This window comes from Streptomyces sp. NPDC005485 (assembly GCF_040606085.1).
Lineage (GTDB): Bacteria > Actinomycetota > Actinomycetes > Streptomycetales > Streptomycetaceae > Streptomyces.
Genome location: NZ_JBEXDZ010000090.1, coordinates 1 through 15,219 on the forward strand (window position 1 = coordinate 1; position 15,219 = coordinate 15,219).

Sequence of the window (15,219 nt, forward strand, 5' to 3'; positions counted from 1 at the left end):
TCCCGTACATAGCGGCGGACCGCGGAGTCCGTCCACTCGCCCGTGCCGTACCCGGGCCGCCCTGGTCGTCGGTGCGTGCTAGTGGCGCTTCTTCCGGAGGGCCGCGAGGTTGTCGTAGCCGATCTTCGCGTGCTTCAGCGACTGTCCCGGGTCGGTTGCGCTGGGAGCGTTGTCCTGCTCGACCATGGGGTTGTGGTAGTTCCGCGCACCGACGCGCGTGAAGAACCTGGTGTAGTCGATGACACCGGTACCGAAGGGCACCATATCGTATCCCATGCCGTTGGTGGTGTTGACGGTGCCGTCCTTGGCGTGGAACAGCGGGTAGCGCTTGTTGTTGCACGCGACGAGCCCGGCGGGGTCGAAGACCTTCTCCTGGGTCGAGCCGTCGTGGGCCGTATAGGTGTGGAACTTGTACTGGGCCACATGCGCCCAGAAGATGTCCATCTCCAGCCAGACGGCCCTGGGGTCGGTGTTCTTGAGGAAGTACTCCAACTTGCGGATGCCGGAGCTGCGGGTGGGGCGGCCCTGGTCGTCCGCCGGGCCCCCGTCGAGGAGGAAGGCGTAGGCCGCGTCGTGGTTGTGGGTGTAGAGCTTGATGCCTTCGCGACGGGCGATGTCACCGAGGGCGTTCCACTTGTCGGCGGCCACGTCCCAGTCGGCCCGGTAGGCGCTGCCGGTGGGGTCGCCGCCGGTGCCCATGTGGTCCATGCCGAGGATGTTGGCGATCTCCAGATGCTTCTTGAAGGTGTCCAGGTCGGGAGCCGTCAGCGGCCAGGAGGGCGGTATGAAGCCGTGGTTGCCCTGCGCCCGCAGTCCGTAGGCGTCGAGCCAGGAGCGCAGCAGCCTGGCGCCCTCGACGGACTCCAGGTTCGCGCCGCCCGGTGCGTTGGCGTGCTGGCCGTATCCGGCGAACTCCACCTGGCGGTAGCCGAACCGCGAGAGCTGCTGGAAGACCTCGCGGAACCCGGAGGGCAGATCGCCGGCGAGCGGGTCGCGGCCCACTGCGTCGCGGACGGTGTAGAGGATGATGCCGCGCCTGTTCGCGGGAACCAGGACGCTGCCGCCGTGGTCGCCGCCTCTGCCCGCGTCCTGGGCCAGGGCGGGTGAGGCGCCTAGGACGGGCGCGGCGATGGCGGCGGTCGCGGCGGCGGTGCAGGTGCTGAGGAAACTGCGGCGGCTGACGCCGAGGGTGCGGCGCAGGGCGTCGCCGGTTGCGGATTCGTCGTTGAACGCGGTCACGGTCACTCTCTTCTCTTTCGGGTCGTGGTCCGGCTCTACGGGTGCCGAACGGCTGGTGCCGGTGGCGGTGGCTGGTGGGCGTGGCTGGTGTGGTCTGGTCCGTCTGCGGTTTGTCCACAGGCCGGACGCGTTGTCAGTGGCGCGTGTTTCACTTTCCGTAATCGCTCGTCACGCCTGGTGGGTTCTCGTCACCCGAGTCCTGCCAGGCCGAGGAGCAGGGATTTCACTTCGGTGGCCGCGACGCGGCCGTCCACAGCGCGGGGGGTGGAGCAGATGATGAGCGGACCTTCGTCGTCGCTCAGGGGAAGGCGGCCGTGGCTGCCGCGAATAGGTGAGGGGTCCAGCGGCACGACCGCCATGCGGTAGCGCATGCCGAGCTTCTTGCGGGCGAGGGCGCCCGCCGCCTTGACCTTGATGTAGGGGTCGAGCGGATCCATGAAGAGTTCGACCGGGTCGTAGCCGGGTTTGCGGTGGATCTCGACGAGTCGCGCGAAGTCGGGGGCGCGGGCGTCGTCGAGCCAGTAGTAGTACGTGAACCAGGCGTCCGGCTCCGCGACGGCGACGAGTTCGCCGGAGCGCGGGTGGTCGAGGTGGTGGGTCTTCTTGCCCTCGTCGTCGAGGAGTTGGTCGATGCCGGGCAGCCCGGCAAGCGCGGCCTGCGTGGCCGGCAGGTCCTCGGGGCGTCGCACATAGACGTGCGCGATCTGGTGGTCGGCGACCGCGAAGGCACGTGACGCCATCGGGTCCAGGTACTCCATGCCGTCCTGTGTGTGCACTTCGAGGAGTCCGGCGCGGCGCAGGGCGCGGTTGATGTCGACGGGGCGGTCGGCGCGGGTGATGCCGTACTCGGAGAGTGCGACGACGGTACGGCCCTCCGCCCGCGCGTCGTCGAGCAGCGGGGCCAGGGCGGCGTCGAGGTCGGCGGCCGCCCGCAGGGAGCGCGGGTCGTCGGGGCCGAAGCGCTGCAGGTCGTAGTCGAGGTGAGGGAGGTAGCAGAGGGTCAGGTCGGGGTGGCGGGTGCGGTTGATGTGGCGGGTCGCGTCGATGATCCACCGGCTGGAGACGAGGTCGGCGCCTGGCCCCCAGAAGTGGAAGAGCGGGAACGTGCCGAGTTTCTCGGTGAGTTCGTCGTGCAGGGCCGGGGGCCGGGTGTAGCAGTCGGGTTCCTTGCGGCCGTCGGCGTAGTAGACGGGACGGGGAGTGACGGTGATGTCGGTGTCGGCGCCCATGGCGTACCACCAGCAGATGTTGGCGACGGTGTAGCCGGGGTACGCGCGCCGGGCGGCGTCCCACAGCTTGTCGCCGGAGACCAGGCCGTTGTGCTGGCGCCACAGCAGTACGTCGCCGAGCTCGCGGAAGTACCAGCCGTTGCCGACGATGCCGTGCTCGCTTGGGTGGGCGCCGGTGAGGAAGGTCGACTGTGCGGCGCAGGTGACGGCGGGCAGGACGGTACCGAGGTGGGCGCGGGAGCCGGACCGGCCTAGGGCCTTGAGGCGGGGCATGTGGTCGAGGAGACGGGGGGTGAGGCCGACGACGTCCAGGACGAGGAGAGGGGTGGGGCGGCCGGGACGGGTCTGCGGTGTGCCCTGTGTCTGCGGTGTGCTCGACAGGGTGGTCATGGGGTCGCTCATGGGTGCGTCGGCGGATGCGCTCATGGGAGTTCCTTCAGGCCGAGGTCCGTCAGGAGATCGCGGGCGAGGGTGAGTTCGGCGGCGATGCCTTCGGCGAGTTGGGCGCGGCCGCGGGGGCGCAACTCGGGCGGCAGGGCCTGCCAGGTGTAGGTCTCGACCTCCAGATGGCGGGTGAGCGGCCGCGGGCCGCCGACGAGACGGGCCAGTGCGGCCCGCAGGACCGGGAGTGTGGAAGTGAGGGGCGCCGCGGGGGCGGCGTGCAGCGGGACGTGGAAGTGGGCGCGCCAGGGGCGGGCGTCGGGCAGGGCATCGCCGTTGAGTGCCGCACCGAGGTCGTCGGTGCCGCGCAGGCCGGCGGCGGTGTCCGTGCGGGTCTGGTGCAGGAAGCGGGGTTCGTCGAAGGCGGCGAGGGCCGCGCGGACTTCGGGGAGATGGGGGTGTTCGGCGTGCAGGGCGGCTGAGAGCTGGGACTTGACCACGGGAACGCGGGCGCGGGCGAGCGCGTCCAGGGCGGATTGCGGGTCTTCGAAGGAGGTGGCGAGGTGACAGGTGTCGACGCAGATGCCGATGCGGTCGTGGCCGATCGCGGCGAGCGGGGCGAGGGCGTCGTGCGTGGTCTCGACGGTGCAGCCGGGTTCCGGTTCCAGACCGACGCGGATGGAGCGGCCGGTCAGCTCCGCCAGGGCGTCGAGGCGTTCGCCGAGTGTGGTGAGGGCGGTGCGGGCGGTCTCGGCTCGCTCGTCGGTGTGCGCCGTGCGCCAGGCCAGGGGCAGGGTGGAGATGCTGCCTTCGGTGACGTCCTCCGGCAGCAGCCCGCCGAGGACGCGGGCGAGGGCGGTGGTGTACTCGAGTCGCGCCGGGTCGGCCCAGTCCGGCCTGTACACGCGGTACTTGACCTCTCCGGAGCCGAAGCCTTCGTACGGGAAGCCGTTGAGGGTGACGACTTCGAGGCCCCGGCGGTCGAGTTCGGTACGCAGGCCGCGCAACGCGGACGGGTCGGTGACCAGGGCGTGTGCGGCCTCCTTGGCCAGCCACAGGCCGATGCCGAGGCGGTCGCGGCCGAGCCGCCTGCGCACGGGTTCGCAGTGGTCGCGGAGTTGGGCGAGGACGCCGTCGAGGGTCTCGGCCGGGTGGACGTTGGTGCAGTAGGCGAGGTGCACGGTGGAGCCGTCGGGGTGCCGGAAGCGCATGGGTCACTCCCCGCCGCGCAGGATGGAGTTTCCCTCGTGTGTGGTGTCGGTGCCGGCGACGTCGAGGTTCAGGCGGCCACCGATCCCGTAGAAGGCGACGGGGTTGCGCCACAGCACCAGGTCGACGTCGTCCTCGGTGAAGCCGGCCGCCAGCAGGGCGTCGCCGACACCGCGGGTCTTGAGTGGGTCGCTTCGACCCCAGTCTGCCGCCGAGTTGACCAGGACCTTTTCGGGGCCGTAGGTCCGCAGGACGGCGACCATCCGTTCCTCGTCCATCTTGGTGTCCGGATAGACGGAGAAGCCCAGCCAGCAGCCGCTGTCCTTCGCCTCCTTGACGGTGGTCTCGTTCAGGTGGTCGACCAGGACGTGGGCCGGGAGCAGTGCGGACTCCCGGATCACGTCGAGGGTGCGGCGCAGGCCGGTGAGCTTGTCGCGGTGCGGGGTGTGGACGAGGGCGGGCAGGCCGTGGTCGGCGGCGAGTTGCAGCTGGACCGCCAGGGCGGTGTCCTCGGCCGGCGTCATCGAGTCGTAGCCGATCTCGCCGACGGCCACGACCTGGTCCTTGACGAGATAGCGGGGCAGCTCGTCCAGGACGGGAACACAGCGGGGGTCGTTCGCCTCCTTGGGGTTGAGGGCGAGCGTGCAGTGGTGGGCGATGCCGTACTGGGCGGCACGGAAGGGTTCCCAGCCGAGAAGGGAGTCGAAGTAGTCGAAGAAGGAGGCGGGTGAGGTGCGGGGCTGGCCGAGCCAGAAGGAGGGCTCGACGACGGCGCGGACGCCCGCGGCGTACATGGCCTCGTAGTCGTCGGTGGTCCGTGACGTCATGTGGATGTGGGGGTCGAAGATGCGCATCAGCACTCCTTGCCGGACGAGGCGGACGTGCCGGGACTGCCTGAGCTGCCTGAGCTGCCGGACGAGGTGGCCGCGGGGGCGGTCAGTGCCAGAGCGCGGTAGAGATCGTCCGGCACGGGACGGCCCGCGGCGCTGCGTTCGTCGGCGTAGTCGCCGAGCATGCGGGCGAGTTCGGCGTCGGCGTGGGCGCGCCGGGGCAGGTCGGCCACAGCGTCCACGGGGACTCCGGTGAACAGGCACTTCAGGACGGCGTGCCGCCAGGGGTGGGCGTCCAGATGCCGGGCGGCGTACGGGCCGACGGCGGCGGCGACGAGCCGGGTGTCGTTGGTGCGCAGGGCGTCCTCGACCAGGGGTACGGCCTCGGGACCGGGCACCAGGTGGGGCAGCGCGTGCAGGACGGCCCGGCGTTCGGCGGCGGTGCCCTGGCGGTACACACGGGCGAGGGTGTCCGGCGCGGCGCGGGCCGCGTGCAGGAGCAGGACACGGGCGTCGTCGGCGTGTTCTGGTCCGCACCGCCGGCCTGCCTCGGCGATCCGTAGCTCCCAGGCGGAGATGGGTCCGCGGGTGCCGGGGCGGTCGGCGGCCTCGTCGAGGGCCTGGTCGAGCCAGGCACGCGCGGCCGGGTCGAGCCGGCCGGTGAGGTGGGCGTGGAGGGCGGAGATGCCGGGTGGGGTGGCCTGGCCTGCGCGGTCGCCATGGGGCTGGTCACCGTGGGAGCCGTCGCCCTGGGTGCGGTCGCCAGGGCTGACGTCGCCTTGGGTGCGGTGAGGGTGGTTCATGGGGTTCTCCCTTGGGGGACGCGGGGGATCGCCCCGGCCGCTCGGTGGAGGAAGGAGAGCGAGTGTTCGGCGAGGTGGGGGCCCGCGTGGGAGTGGCGGGGCAGTTCCACGACGGTCAGCGCCCGGTAGCCGGACTCGGCCAGGGCCTGGAGTACGGGCGGGAAGTCGATCTCCCCGTCCCCGAACGGGAGGTGTTCATGAATGCCGCGGCGCATGTCCTCGATCTGCACATGGCGCAGCCAGGGTGCGGCGGCGCGTACGCAGTCGGCGGGCGGAAGGGGTTCGAGGCACTGGCAGTGGCCGATGTCCAGGGTGAGTCCGAGTGCGTCCGGGCTGTCGAGGGCGCGGCGCAGACGGTGGAAGTCGGCGAGCGTGGCGAGCAGGTGCCCGGGTTCGGGTTCGACGGCGAGGGGGACGCCCTCGGCGGTGGCGGCCTCCACTACCGGGGCGAGTGCCTCGGTCAGGCGCTTCCACGCGGTGTCGTCGTCCGTGGCGGGCGGGGTCGCTCCGCTGAAGCAGTGCACGGCGTGGGCGCCGAGGTCCGCGGCGACGCGCACGGCCCGGATCAGCAGGTCCACGCGCCGGGCGCGGTCGTCCGGGTCCGGGTCGAGAAGCGAGGGCCCGTGCTTGCGCCGTGGGTCGAGGACATAGCGGGCTCCCGTCTCCACGGTGGCGCCGAGACCGAGAGCGTCCAGCCTGCGGGCCAACCGCCGTGTGCGGGCGCCGAGTTGCGGGGCCAGCGGGTCGAGGTGCATGTGGTCGAGGGTCAGCCCCACGCCGTCGTAGCCGAGGTCGGCGAGCAGGGCGAGGGCATCGGACAGACGGAGGTCGGCGAGGCCGTTGGTGCCGTAGCCGAAACGCAGGGAGTTGGGGCCTCCGGGGACCTCCCGGTCGATGGCCTCGCCGGGGAGCGGGGCGGCGCCCGGGCCGGAGCCGGGCGCGGCGCTCCTGTCACGCTCTCCGTCCCCGCGGCCGACACCGGAGCCGAGCGCATGGCTCACGTCACGCTCACCTTCCTCGCGAAGCTGCGGGCCGCCGGGGCGAGGGCGGCTGTGAGGAGTGCGGTGGTGCGGGCGCCGGAGCGGGCGGCGAGGGCGGCCTGGAGGGGGATCATGGCGCGGATGCCGCCGGCGACAGCTCGTTGGGTGAGCGGGGGTGATGGGTTCAGGGCGGCGTGGAGGTAGGGGCGGGCGGCGGTTGCGGCGTAGGCGGCGGCCAGGGCTTTGCGGAAGGCGTCGTCCGTGGTGTGGGGCCCGGCCCCGCGGTAGGTCAGGAGCAGGGTGAGCAGGCCTGTCGTGCACAGGGCCGCGAACGGGGCCAGGGGTGAGCCGCCCCGGGTCTCCTGGCGGGACACGGCCGTCACGGCGAGGGTGTGGGTGCCGAGGAGTGCGGCGGAGGGGAGCGCTTCGCGGGTGCGGCCGGAGGTTGCCGCGGCGCCGAGGAGCAGGTCCAGTCCTCTGGCCGCGGCCATCGTCGCCGGGCCCCCGGGGGTGTGCTTCAGGGCCAGGTCATACGCCCACACGGTTGCCGCAAGGGGCACGGCCACCGCGAGTGCGGGCCGGCCGGCGCGGGCGGCGAGGGCCAGACCGGCGGCTGTGAGGGCCACGGCCGCGGTGAGGGCGGCGGGCGAGCCGATGCGGCCGGAGGGGAGCGGCCGGTGCGGGCGGTCCACGGCGTCCTCGTCGCGGTCGGCCCAGTCGTTGAGGGCCATGCCCGCCTCGTACAGGCACAGGGAGCAGCCGACTGCAAGGAGGGTTCGGGAGTCGGGGCGGGCCGCGACTGCCGCCGCGCCGGCGAGTGCATCGCCGGGGGCGGTGAACAGGGCAGGCATACGCAGGAGTTCCACCCAGGCACGCGCGCCGGCATGCAGTCCGGCATCGGGGGTCGCGTCCGCTCGTGGGCTCATCGGACGCTCCCCCGCAGCCGCTGGGCGAAGCCGACGAGTGCCGCGTACTGCTCCCCCAGGGCGGAGGGCCCCTCGCCCACCGGGTCCTTGAAGTAGAAGCCGAGCTCGCTCAACGGCCCCGCGAGACCGGCCTCGTGGGCGCGGGCGGCCAGGCGCGCCAGGTCGAGGACGAGAGGCGCGGCGAGGGAGGAGTCGCAGCCCTGCCAGGTTGTCTGGAGGATCATTCGGGTGCCCAGGAAGCCGTCGAAGGCGATGTGGTCCCAGGCGGTCTTCCAGTCGCCGAGGGCGGGGACGTCGTCGATGTGGACCTCGCCCTCGGGGGTCGTGCCGAGCGTGTCGGCGAGGACGCGTTCCTTGCCGGCGTTCTTCGCGGCCGCGGCGGCCGGGTCGGCGAGGGACGCCCCGTCGCCGCCGCCCAGCAGGTTGGTGCCGGACCAGGCACGCACGGCCAGGGCGCGCTGCGTGAACATCGGGCCCAGGACCGAGCGCAGCAGGGTCTGGCCGGTCTTGCCGTCACGGCCCGCGTACGGCAGTCCGCTTGCCGCCGCCCGCGCCGCCAGCGACGGGTGGTGCAGGCCGGTCGAGGGGGTGAAATTCACGTACGGGCAGTCCGCGCGCAGGGCGGCCGCCGCGTAGAGGGAGCTGGCGGGGAGTTCGGTGCCGGTCGGCGCCGGTTCGGTGGAGGCGACGTTGACCACCACCGCCCGTTCCAGGTCGCACCGGCGGACGAAGTCCCGGAGATCCGCGGCGAAGGTGTCGATCAGCTCCGTCTCGTCGCGGGTGTCGCCGGGGGCCGGTCCACCGGGTCTGATCTCCCGGTCGGCGGCGGCCAGTTCGGCGGCCACGGCGGAGGGCAGGCCGACCGGCAGGACACCGCCGGCCGCCAGCGCTTCGGCGCGCTTGGGCAGGGGGCAGTCCACGGTGTCGTGGCCGCCGAAGACGAGGGACGAGAGGGCGGGCAAACGGCAGTCGGCGAACGCCGGAGTCTCGGTGATCACGCCTGTGGGCGGGTGCAGGCCGGCGGTCACGGCGGCGCAGCCCGCGACGACGGTGGTGGCGACGGAGCCGCGCGCTCCGATCAGCCACACGCCTACTCGGGCTCGGGAAAGGGACGCGGACATGGGCACTCTCCTTGTCGACACGCAGGTCGTACGCGCAGGTCGTACGCGCAGGTCGTACGCGAACCCCGTCAGGACAGGTGGGGAAGACGGCGGGCGGGAGTACGGCGTCTCCCGCCCGCCGCCGTTCAGTTGCCCGGCGCGGCCGAACGCGCGGGCAGTTCCTTGATCCGCACATTGCGGAAGGACACCTGGTCGTCGGCTCCGTGGTTCTGGATGCCGAGGTGTCCGTCGCGCAGGCTGCGGGCCGGATCGGTGTTGGTGAAGTCGTTGATCTGCACGCCGTTGAGCCGGACGCGGAGGCGTTCGCCCTCCACGCGGATCTCGTACGTGTTCCACTCCCCCGGCGGGTTCAGCGCACGGTCGCGCTTCTTGATGTCGGCGGACTGGAAGCTGTACACGGCACCGGTGGTGCGATCGGGGGCGTCGGTCGCGTCGATCTGGATCTCATAGCCGTTGTTCACGGCCGACCAGGGGTCGTCGGAGGCCGGGAACCCCACGAACACACCGGAGTTGTCGTCTCCGGAAGGGCCGGACATCTTCCAGTCGAGCTTCAGTGAGTAGGAGGCGAAGTCCGACTCGGCGTACCAGAGCATTCCCAGTCCGCCGTTCGACGTGAGCGTGCCGTCGCCGCTCAGGTCGAAGGAACCCGGTCCCGCCTGCTTCCACGCCGCCAACGACTGCGGCGTGCCGTCGAAGAGCGGGCGGTAGCCGTTCTCCGGGCGGCAGTCGGCCTGTGCGGCGCCGATGGCGTACCGGATGCCGCCCAGCAGGTGCTGCCGGAAGGCGGGGTCGGCGTACGACTCCTTGGTGTGGCCGGCGCCGGTGTAGAAGGCGCGGCCGCCCCGGTAGTTCTGGCACCAGGCGATCGGGTGGTCGCCGTTCATGGTGCCGCCGGTGTAGGACGACTCGTCGAGGGAGGCGAGGACGTGGACTCGTTCCCGGGGGTTGGAGCGGTAGTTGTACCACTCGTCGGTGCGGTCCCACGTCCGGGAGAGTCCCGAGGTCGCGGGGTGGGAGCGGTCCTCGACGTTCACCGTGGCGGGCTGGATCGCCGGGTGCGACTGGAACCAGGCGCCGACGAGGCCGCCGTAGAACGCCCAGTCGTACTCGGTGTCGGCGGCGGCGTGGATGCCGACGTAGCCGCCGCCGTGCCGGATGTAGCCCTCGAAGGCGGTCTGTTGCGCGGGGTCGAGGACGTCTCCCGTCGTGGACAGGAAGACGACCGCGTCGTAGCGCCGCAGGTTCGCCGAGGTGAAGGCCGCCGCGTCCTCGGTCGCGTCGACGGTGAAGCCGCCCGTCTCACCGAGCTGCTGTACGGCCGTGACGCCGTCCGGGATGGAGTCGTGCCGGAAGCCGGCCGTCTTGGAGAAGACCAGCACCCGTTTCCCGGAACCGTCGGACGGGTGGGACGCGGCGGGTCCGGAGACGCAGCCCAGGAGCAGGACGGCGCCGCCGACCACGCTTGTCAGTCTGATGGTTGAGCGCATCAGGCACCTCCCTCAGCCGGTCGTGAAGGCGAAGTCGTCGAGGTCGTACAGTGCGCCGCTGCCGCTCCCCTTGAAGACCAGGTAGAGCGTGGTGGTGCCGCGGGGCGCGCGGGACAGGTTCGCGGTGACGTCCTGGAAGGTCTCCCAGCCGCCGGTGACCGGTACCGTCGCCTTGCCGAGCAGGGTGCCCTTCGCCGAACCGGCGCGGATTTCGAGGGTGCCGCCGGCGCCGCCGGATGCGATGCGTGCCGTGATCGTCCTGGCGTTGCTCAGGACGTACGGCGTGAAGGAGATCCAGTCTCCGTTGTTGATGTCGCCGACGGTCTTTCCTCCGTGCGCGGTGTCCTTGGTGATCACCGAGACGCCGGAGGCGTTGCCGAAGTGCTCGGCCTGGCGGTGCCGGGGCTGGGCGACGTTCCGGTCGTGCGTGGTGAGCGGGGCCTGGCCGCCGCCTCCGCCGTCGGTGTACTCGGCGTCGAGGACTCCGAAGATGTTGGCGTCGTCGTCGTGACCGCCGTCCGCACTGGTCTGAAGGGTGCCGGAGCAGCCGTTGGCCGAGGTGAGCGGGTGACCGTGGGAGTCGTGGCCGAGGATGAAGGTGACCTTGACCTTCGCGCAGTCGACGGCGGTTCCGTCCTCGGGGTCGGTGACCTTCACCTTGAACGGGATCGCGTCACCGAAGGTGAACAGCTGCCCGTCCTGCGGGAGTTCGAGGACCACCTTCGGCGCGGTGTTGCCGACCACGACCTGCACGCTCGCGCTGCCGGTGCGGCCGCTCGGGTCCTTCGCGGTCAGGGTCGCCGTGTAGGTGCCGTTCTTCTTGTACTTGTGCGTCGGGTCGAGCGCGGTGGACGTGCCGCCGTCCCCGAAGTCCCAGCTGTAGGTGAGCGCGTCACCATCCTGGTCACTCGTACCCTCGGAGGAGAACCGCACCCTCAGCGGCGCCTGCCCGGAGGTACGGTCCGCCGCGGCCTGCGCCACCGGTGAGTGCCCGTCGGTGGCGTTCTCGATGCGGTACAAGGCTGAGTGCTCGTCGCCGCCGAACCAGGCGGTGCCGTAGTCGAGGACGTAGAGGGCTCCGTCCGGCCCGAACGCCATGTCCATCACCTGGGTGCCGGTCCACGGGAACGCGTTGATGGACTGCACGGTGCCGCTGCCGTCCGTGACGATCCGCTTGATCCAGCGGCGGCCGAACTCCCCGGCGAAGAAGTTCCCGTCGTACGCCTCGGGGAACTTGACGGGCGAGTCGAGCGAGGCGTCGTAGTGGTAGACCGGGCCGCCCATCGGGGACTCGGAGCCGTCGCCGAACTCCGGGACGGACGGGCCGTCGTAGGGAATCCAGGCGGACTGTGCGGGCGGCAGGTCGGTGAGGCCGGTGTTGTGCGGCGAGGTGTTCTTCGGCGCTGCGCAGTCGAAGGCCGCGCCGGAGGCCTTGGTGGCGAAGTCGTAGTCCACGTAGGCGTCGTTGGCTCCCGTGCAGTACGGCCAGCCGAAGTTGCCCGCCTTGGTCACTCGGGCGAACTCGACCTGGCCGCCGGGTCCGCGGGCCGGGTCGGCTGCGCCCGCGTCGGGGCCGTAGTCGCCGACGTAGACGATGCCGGTGGCCTTGTCGACGCTGAAGCGGAACGGGTTGCGGAAGCCCATCGCGTAGATCTCGGGGCGGGTCTTGTCGGTCCCCGGCGGGAAGAGGTTGCCGTCGGGGATGGAGTAGGAACCGTCGGCGTTCACCTTGACGCGCAGGATCTTGCCGCGCAGGTCGTTGGTGTTGCCGGCCGAACGCTGGGCGTCGAAGGCCGGGTTGCGGTCGGCGCGCTCGTCGATGGGGGTGAAGCCGTCCGACTGGAAGGGGTTGGAGTCGTCCCCGGTCGAGAGGTAGAGGTTGCCCGCCGCGTCGAAGTCGATGTCGCCGCCGACATGGCAGCAGATGCCGCGGGAGGTCTGGACGTCGAGGATCTTCTTCTCGCTGGCCGCGTCGAGCGTGCCGTCCGTTTTGAGGACGAACCGCGAGAGCCGGTTGACACCGTCGAAGGGGGCGAAGTCGGCCGCGGTGCCCGTCTCCGGGGCGTCACCGGCGGGTGTGTCCAACGGGGGCGCGTAGTAGAGGTAGATGAAGCGGTTGTCGGTGAAGTCGGGGTCTACGCCTATGCCTTGGAGGCCTTCCTCGTCGTGCGCGTACACGTCGAGCTTGCCCGCGAGCTTGGTGTTGCCCGCCGCGTCGGTCAGGCGGAGTTCGCCGTCGCGCGAGGTGTGCAGGACCGAGCGGTCCGGGAGGACGGCGAGGGACATGGGCTCGCCGACCTCCGGTTCGCCCTTGGCCAGGGTGACTTGCTGGAAGTCCTCGGCTGCGGCGGCGGTCGCGGCCGAGCCGGAGCCGGCCGCCGTGGTGCTTGCGGACTTGCTTCCCGGGTCGGCGACGGCTGCGCCGGCCGGGGGTGCGGTGAGGGTGAGGGACGCGGCTGCGAGCATCGCCCCGGTGAGCAGGGCGAGGGTGCCTCTGAGCCGCGGGTGTCTGCGGGGAGTGGGGTTGTCTCTGTGGTGTCCGTTCGCGTGCACGAATGCCTCCATGAAGGGGCTGGTCGTACGGGTGTGTGCGGTACGCCGGGGTGCGCCGTCACCCCGGAGAGTCATACGGTCAGTTGCCGCCGAACGCCGCGTCGAACGAGGCCGACGGAGGCTCGAAGTCGTAGGCCTTGAGACGGGTCAGTGCCTCGGGAGCGCCCTGGAGCCGGTCCATGCCGGCGTCCTCCCACTCGACCGAGACGGGGCCGTCGTAGCCGATGGAGCGCAGCATCCGGAAGACGTCCTCCCAGGGGACGTCGCCGTGGCCCGCGGAGACGAAGTCCCAGCCGCGCCGCGGGTCGCCCCAGGGCAGGTGCGAGCCGAGGCGGCCGTTGCGGCCGTCGAGCCGCTTGCGGGCTTCCTTGCAGTCGACGTGGTAGATGCGGTCGCGGAAGTCGTACAGGAAGCCGACCGGGTCGAGGTCCTGCCACACGAAGTGACTCGGGTCGAAGTTGAGACCGAAGGCCGGACGGTGCCCAACCGCCTCCAGCGCACGGTGCGTTGTCCAGTAGTCGTACGCGATCTCGCTCGGGTGGACCTCGTGCGCGAACCGCACGCCCTGCGCGTCGAAGACGTCCAGGATCGGGTTCCAGCGGGTCGCGAAGTCCTCGTATCCGCGCTCGATCATCGACTCCGGCGCGGGCGGGAACATGGCCACCAGGTGCCAGATCGACGAGCCCGTGAAGCCGATGACGGTGTCGACGCCGAGGGCAGCCGCGGCGCGCGCGGTGTCCGCGATCTCTGCGGCGGCCCGCTGCCGTACGCCCTCGGGTTCGCCGTCGCCCCAGATGCGGGCGGGCAGGATGGCCTGGTGGCGTTCGTCGATGATGGCGTCGCAGACGGCCTGACCGACGAGGTGGTTGGAGATCGCCCAGCACTTGAGGCCGTACTTGTCGAGGAGTTGGTGGCGCGAGTCGATGTAGGCGGGGTCGGCGAGAGCTTTGCCGACCTCGAAGTGGTCGCCCCAGCAGGCCAGTTCGAGTCCGTCGTAGCCGAAGTCGCGGGCGAGCCGGCAGACCTCTTCCAGGGGCAGGTCGGCCCACTGGCCGGTGAAGAGTGTGAAGTTCCGTGGCACGTGTCAGCCTCCTCGGACCACCTCGGTGGCCCGTGTGTGCGGGTCTCGGACCACCTCGGTGGCCCGTATGTGCGGCTCTCGGACCGGCGTGGTCGGCGTGTGCGGTCTCAGACCGCGATGGGCGTGTAGACGGAGTTCTTCGCGGCGCTCTCCTCGACGGCCGCCAGGACGCGCTGCACCTGCAGCCCGTCGGCGAACGACGGCGTGGGCGGTCGGCCCGCCGCGATGGCCTGCACCAGGTCGCGGGCCTGGTGGACGAAGGTGTGCTCGTAACCGAGGCCGTGACCCGGCGGCCACCAGGCCTCCAGGTAGGGGTGTTCGGGCTCGGTGACGAGGATGCGGCGGAAGCCCGCGTGCGTGCCGGGCTCGGTGTGGTCGTGGTAGGAGAGTTCGTTGAGCCGTTCCAGGTCGAAGGCCAACGAGCCGCGCTCGCCGTTGAGTTCGATGCGCAGGGCGTTCTTGCGGCCGGTCGCGAACCTGGTGGCCTCGAAGGAGGCGAGGGCACCGGAGGCGAACCGGCCGGTGAACAGGGCGGCGTCGTCCACGGTGACGGGCCCTCTCGCGGACCCGCCCGCCGCGCTCAGACCGCTGGTCGCTCCGGCCGGCAGGGGCCGTTCACGGACGAACGTCTCCGTGAGGGCTGAGACGCCGAGCAGCGGCTCCCCCGCCAGGTACTGCGCGAGGTCGACGATGTGCGCACCCAGGTCGCCGAGGGCTCCGGACCCGGCCTGTTCCTTGCGCAGCCGCCATGTGAGCGGGAACTCCGGGTCCACCAGCCAGTCCTGAAGGTACGTCACCCGCACATGCCGCAAGAGGCCCAGGCGTCCTTCCGCGACCATGGCGCGGGCGAGTGAAGTGGCGGGCACCCGGCGGTAGTTGAAGCCGACCATGGAGATCTGGCCGCGTGCGTGGGCCTCTTGTGCCGCCCGCATCATCGCCTCCGCCTCCTCGACCGTGTTCGCGAGGGGCTTCTCGCACAGCACGTGCTTGCCCGCGGCCAGCGCCGCGACGGCGATCTCGGCATGGCTGTCGCCCGGGGTGCAGATGTCGACGACGTCGACGTCGTCCCGGGCGATCAGGGTGCGCCAGTCGGTCTCGACGGCCGCCCAGCCGTGCCGGTCCGCCATGGCACGGACAGCCCCTCGGTCGCGGCCGCAGACGGCGGCGAGGACCGGGCGGCTCGGCAGGTCGAAGACACGGCCCACGGTGCGCCAGCCCTGGGAGTGGGCGGCGCCCATGAAGGCGTATCCGACCATGCCCACACCGAGTGCCGGCTTCCCGGCACCTGTGTCCGCTTCGGCCTCGTCGGGCTGGTGCGGCTGTCCCATGCTGATGTCCTCCTCGTCGTCGTGGCGCGGTGGGGGGTGCGGGCGGGGCGGA

At 71.6% G+C, this 15,219-nt stretch carries 12 protein-coding genes; all 12 read right to left on the minus strand.

Annotation, left to right across the window (positions count from 1 at the left end):
* Nucleotides 1–78: 78 nt before the first annotated feature.
* A complete protein-coding gene (locus ABZS97_RS26795; RefSeq protein WP_356141407.1) occupies nt 79–1,239 on the minus strand; it encodes a sugar phosphate isomerase/epimerase family protein in 1,161 nt (386 codons plus the stop codon).
* A 188-nt stretch (nt 1,240–1,427) separates the two neighbouring features.
* Nucleotides 1,428–2,858 carry a nucleotide pyrophosphatase/phosphodiesterase family protein gene (locus ABZS97_RS26800; protein ID WP_356141409.1) on the minus strand — a complete coding sequence of 477 codons (1,431 nt, stop codon included), beginning with the start codon at nt 2,856–2,858 and terminating at the stop codon, nt 1,428–1,430.
* Between the two features lie 32 nt (nt 2,859–2,890).
* Nucleotides 2,891–4,060 carry a metabolite traffic protein EboE gene (eboE, locus tag ABZS97_RS26805; protein WP_356141351.1) on the minus strand — a complete coding sequence of 390 codons (1,170 nt, stop codon included), beginning with the start codon at nt 4,058–4,060 and terminating at the stop codon, nt 2,891–2,893.
* A gap of 3 nt (nt 4,061–4,063) precedes the next feature.
* Nucleotides 4,064–4,912 (minus strand): TatD family hydrolase, encoded by an 849-nt coding sequence (locus ABZS97_RS26810; RefSeq protein WP_356141353.1) that lies wholly within the window; start codon nt 4,910–4,912, stop codon nt 4,064–4,066.
* Entirely contained in the window at nt 4,912–5,691 is a 780-nt protein-coding gene (locus ABZS97_RS26815; protein WP_356141355.1) for an EboA domain-containing protein, read from the minus strand. Before ABZS97_RS26815 ends, ABZS97_RS26810 begins: the two co-directional genes overlap by 1 nt.
* Nucleotides 5,688–6,587: a sugar phosphate isomerase/epimerase family protein gene (locus ABZS97_RS26820; RefSeq protein ID WP_356141411.1), complete on the minus strand. Its 900-nt coding sequence runs from the start codon at nt 6,585–6,587 to the stop codon at nt 5,688–5,690. The genes ABZS97_RS26815 and ABZS97_RS26820 overlap by 4 nt, the downstream gene beginning before the upstream one ends.
* A 101-nt stretch (nt 6,588–6,688) precedes the next feature.
* Nucleotides 6,689–7,597: an SCO3242 family prenyltransferase gene (locus ABZS97_RS26825; protein WP_356141357.1), complete on the minus strand. Its 909-nt coding sequence runs from the start codon at nt 7,595–7,597 to the stop codon at nt 6,689–6,691.
* Nucleotides 7,594–8,718 carry an inositol-3-phosphate synthase gene (locus ABZS97_RS26830; RefSeq protein ID WP_356141359.1) on the minus strand — a complete coding sequence of 375 codons (1,125 nt, stop codon included), beginning with the start codon at nt 8,716–8,718 and terminating at the stop codon, nt 7,594–7,596. The genes ABZS97_RS26825 and ABZS97_RS26830 overlap by 4 nt, the downstream gene beginning before the upstream one ends.
* A 125-nt stretch (nt 8,719–8,843) precedes the next feature.
* A complete protein-coding gene (locus ABZS97_RS26835; RefSeq protein ID WP_356141361.1) occupies nt 8,844–10,205 on the minus strand; it encodes a ThuA domain-containing protein in 1,362 nt (453 codons plus the stop codon).
* Between the two features lie 12 nt (nt 10,206–10,217).
* Complete coding sequence (locus ABZS97_RS26840) at nt 10,218–12,758, minus strand: PQQ-dependent sugar dehydrogenase (RefSeq protein ID WP_356141363.1); 2,541 nt, start codon at nt 12,756–12,758, stop codon at nt 10,218–10,220.
* A gap of 79 nt (nt 12,759–12,837) precedes the next feature.
* Entirely contained in the window at nt 12,838–13,839 is a 1,002-nt protein-coding gene (locus tag ABZS97_RS26845) for a sugar phosphate isomerase/epimerase family protein (protein ID WP_356141365.1), read from the minus strand.
* Nucleotides 13,840–13,946: 107 nt separating this feature from the next.
* On the minus strand, nt 13,947–15,167 hold the full coding sequence (locus ABZS97_RS26850; RefSeq protein ID WP_356141367.1) for a Gfo/Idh/MocA family oxidoreductase: 1,221 nt from the start codon (nt 15,165–15,167) through the stop codon (nt 13,947–13,949).
* Nucleotides 15,168–15,219 lie beyond the last annotated feature (52 nt).

Bases quoted from the DNA above. Each gene is read 5' to 3' on its own strand.
- ABZS97_RS26800 (WP_356141409.1), bottom strand. From the start codon at position 2,858: ATGACCACCCTGTCGAGCACACCGCAGACACAGGGCACACCGCAGACC.
- eboE (WP_356141351.1), bottom strand. From the start codon at position 4,060: ATGCGCTTCCGGCACCCCGACGGCTCCACCGTGCACCTCGCCTACTGC.
- ABZS97_RS26810 (WP_356141353.1), bottom strand. From the start codon at position 4,912: ATGCGCATCTTCGACCCCCACATCCACATGACGTCACGGACCACCGAC.
- ABZS97_RS26815 (WP_356141355.1), bottom strand. From the start codon at position 5,691: ATGAACCACCCTCACCGCACCCAAGGCGACGTCAGCCCTGGCGACCGC.
- ABZS97_RS26825 (WP_356141357.1), bottom strand. From the start codon at position 7,597: ATGAGCCCACGAGCGGACGCGACCCCCGATGCCGGACTGCATGCCGGC.
- ABZS97_RS26830 (WP_356141359.1), bottom strand. From the start codon at position 8,718: ATGTCCGCGTCCCTTTCCCGAGCCCGAGTAGGCGTGTGGCTGATCGGA.
- ABZS97_RS26835 (WP_356141361.1), bottom strand. From the start codon at position 10,205: ATGCGCTCAACCATCAGACTGACAAGCGTGGTCGGCGGCGCCGTCCTG.
- ABZS97_RS26850 (WP_356141367.1), bottom strand. From the start codon at position 15,167: ATGGGACAGCCGCACCAGCCCGACGAGGCCGAAGCGGACACAGGTGCC.